Origin of the sequence: uncultured Paraglaciecola sp., assembly GCF_913020055.1 — a bacterium.
In the GTDB taxonomy this organism is placed as follows: domain Bacteria; phylum Pseudomonadota; class Gammaproteobacteria; order Enterobacterales; family Alteromonadaceae; genus Paraglaciecola.
This window is the reverse complement of the sequence record NZ_CAJWCF010000183.1, coordinates 1-3,323: the sequence shown is the minus strand read 5'-3', so window position 1 is coordinate 3,323 and position 3,323 is coordinate 1. Positions and strand designations below refer to the sequence as shown.

At 39.5% G+C, this 3,323-nt stretch carries 3 protein-coding genes; all 3 read left to right on the top strand.

Features of this window, described 5'->3' with window-relative positions; translation table 11 throughout:
• The first annotated feature begins 219 nt into the window (after nucleotides 1–219).
• The 3 genes from QZ488_RS21410 to lolE are packed head-to-tail and all read left to right on the top strand — an operon-like array spanning nucleotide 220 to nucleotide 3,242.
• Complete coding sequence (locus QZ488_RS21410; protein ID WP_293752587.1) at nucleotides 220–1,293, top strand: CNNM domain-containing protein; 1,074 nt, start codon at nucleotides 220–222, stop codon at nucleotides 1,291–1,293.
• A 15-nt stretch (nucleotides 1,294–1,308) separates the two neighbouring features.
• Entirely contained in the window at nucleotides 1,309–2,007 is a 699-nt protein-coding gene (gene lolD, locus QZ488_RS21405; protein WP_293752585.1) for a lipoprotein-releasing ABC transporter ATP-binding protein LolD, read from the top strand.
• A complete protein-coding gene (gene lolE, locus QZ488_RS21400) occupies nucleotides 2,007–3,242 on the top strand; it encodes a lipoprotein-releasing ABC transporter permease subunit LolE (RefSeq protein WP_293752584.1) in 1,236 nt (411 codons plus the stop codon). The genes lolD and lolE overlap by 1 nt, the downstream gene beginning before the upstream one ends.
• The last annotated feature ends 81 nt before the right edge of the window (nucleotides 3,243–3,323 follow it).

The window sequence follows — 3,323 nt, the reverse complement described above, 5'->3', positions numbered from 1 at the left end:
TTCAGTTGGTTAGAATACCGGCCTGTCACGCCGGGGGTCGCGAGTTCGAGTCTCGTCCGTTCCGCCATTAAATTATATATTAGTCACTTCTTTGTAAAATCTCTTTTCTATACTCTTATTAATAGTTCGTTATCTGCTTCTGGTTTGTTAAGCTTGTATGATGTCTGTTACCCATTTTTATGTGATGTTTTCGACACCATCCTCTGAGATTTAATTCCTATGTTTTTGTTGTTGCTATATATTTTTATCGCGTTGGTTTTTTCGTTTGTCTGTTCAATTGCAGAAGCGGTAATCCTGAGTGTGTCATCTGCCTATATTTCTGTGTTAGAAAAAGATGGCCACCCATCTGGCGAGTTATTAAAGAAACAAGTTGGCGATATTAACCGACCACTAGCTGCTATTTTGAGCCTAAATACAATTGCCCATACGATGGGGGCAGCTGGAGCTGGCGCACAGGCAGCTGTAGTATTTGGTGATGCCTATCTAGGTATTGCTTCTGCGGTTTTAACTTTGTTGATCTTGGTTTTTTCAGAAATCATTCCTAAAACCATCGGGGCAAGCCATTGGCGAAAACTAGCGCCAGCAACGGCCTATTTTTTAAAGTATTTAATAATTGCTTTGTGGCCGTTAGTGCAGATGGCGCAAAAAATGACATCCAAAATTCATGACGAGTCTCCTCTTGTTGGTTTAAACAGAGATGAGTTATACGCGATGACTGCGTTGTCTTTAGAAGAAGGGCAAATTGCTGTTCGCGAAGCGACAGTGATGCAAAACTTGCTGAGTTTAAAACAGCTTAAAGTACGCCAAGCTATGACCCATAGAACGGTCGTTTTTTCATTACCTGATACCATGACTATTGAACAGTTTGTTCAACACCATGCAGATGTCTCATTTTCACGGATACCTATCTTTGAAGATGGCGAACCTGAGAAAATTTCCGGTTACGTATTAAAGTCAGATCTATTATTGGCTTATGCTCGAGGTAATGCGGACAAAGAACTTAAAGCTTTCCAAAAAAACATGGTCACTATATTAAGCAGTATGTCGCTAGCTAAAGCATTTGCTCCTTTGCATTCGCAAAGAGGAAATATGTTATTAATCGTTGATGAATATGGCGGTTTAGAGGGGGTGTTAACGGTTGAGGATTTAGTTGAAACCTTGTTTGGTATCGATATCATTGATGAAAGTGATCAAGTGGTAAGTATGCGAAAATTAGCCCGTATCTTGGCAAAAAGAAGGGAAAAGAAACGTTTACGCAAGTATGAAAAATTAAACCGTTCAAATTCAAACTAGGGAAATGTACTGATTATGAGTGAATTACTCAGGTGTACCAATCTAACTAAAGAATACAGCGATGGAGATAATAGCGTTAAAGTGCTTAGGAGCATTAACTTTTCTATTGATAAGGCAGAACAAGTTGCCATCGTGGGTAGTTCGGGTTCAGGTAAAAGTACCTTATTGCATTTATTGGGTGCGCTGGATAAACCTACATCAGGGCAAGTGACGTTTGAACAACAAGATATTTTTTCTTTTAGCAGCAATCAACAAGCAAAATTTCGTAACCAATCTCTTGGTTTTGTTTATCAATTTCATCATTTATTACCCGAATTTACTGCATTAGAAAATGTAGCCATGCCCTTACTTATTGCTAAAAAACCGGTCAAACAGGCTAATGAATTGGCCATGGCCATGTTAGATAAAGTTGGCTTGTCACATCGGTATGGTCATAAACCAGCCGAATTATCCGGTGGCGAGCGTCAACGTGTAGCGATTGCTAGAGCGTTAGTGACTCAACCTAAACTAATACTCGCAGACGAACCTACTGGTAACTTAGATCAAAAAACCGGTGAAAGTATTTATCAATTGCTCAGTGATTTGAGGGATCAAATGCAGACTAGTTTTGTGGTTGTGACCCATGATATTCAGTTGGCCAAACGGTTGGATCGCTCATTGAACTTAGTTGATGGTTGTTTGACAGAAACACAATCTGTGGCGAGCACCAACTAGTGCATTTGATTTGGTTATTGGCGTGGCGTTTTCGTTCGGATAAGCGCCAAAATGGTTTTATTTCGTTTATTTCTGCTTCTTCTACTTTCGGGATCGGCTTAGGATGTTTTGTGCTGATTTTGTTGTTATCAGTTATGAATGGTTTTGAACGAGAACTAAAAGACCGTTTATTGTCTGTTATTCCTCACGCAGAGTTTAAATCTGTGTATGCAAGCGGGATTGAAAATTGGCCTGCTGAAGTTGAGGCTTTGCAACAGCACCCAGATGTAATCTTTGTTGAGCCTTATGTCAATGCTACAGGCATGTTGCAAAAGGGCAATAAGATGAAGGCGGTAGAGATAACTGCATTAGATCCTCTTTATGCCTCTGAAGGGGTTATTCCAAGTTTAGTGACTAATCAACAATGGCAACAATTCCAAACCGACGAAAATGCAGCAATGTTGGGTCAAGGCTTGATGCAAAAGCTAGGTTTGGAAGTGGGTGATAAAGTACAAATATTGTTACCCCAGTTGTCAGAAGATTTGAGTTTAAGTGCACCAAAAACTTTGCGCCTAAATGTTATCGCTAGTTTAGATATGGGCGGAGAGCTCAGCAATCATATTGGTTTTATGCATATGTCTTTAGCCGCACAAGCACTAAATATCCAGCATGGTGCTCAAGGTATACGTTTACGATTTAAAGATGCGTTTGCTGCTCCGCAATTGACGAGAGAAATCGGCTATAAATTAACACCAGAAGTGTACATGTCGGATTGGACCATCAAAGATGGCAATTTGTATCAAGACATTCAATTGGTGAGGGCGGTCGTTTATATTGCATTAAGCTTGGTTATAGCCGTGGCTTGTTTCAATATAGTGTCTACTTTGGTCATGGCGGTAAACGAAAAACAAAGTGAAATTGCGATGTTAAAAAGCATGGGCGCAAAAAACAGTCTTATTATCCTAGTATTTATGTTGCAAGGTACGTTTAATGGCCTTATTGGTACAGTGGTTGGAGTGATATTAGGTGTGTTAATGGCCTCTAATTTAGCTGGGGTAGCACGTTTTGTTGAAGACTTATTTGGCGTGCAATTTTTGTCGGGTGATGTCTATTTTATTGATTTTTTGCCTTCTGAGTTGAACTGGAATGAAGTATATTTCACCGCATTAATTGCAATAGTATTGAGTGTTTTAGCCACTATTTATCCTGCCGTTAAAGCCGCGAAAATAAACCCTGCTAAAGTGCTGGGACATTAAATTAATAGGCTATGTTTTTGTAAACTGTTGCAATACTGTATATAATTACAGTTAATAAGGAGGTGGTCTATGATCCCAGCA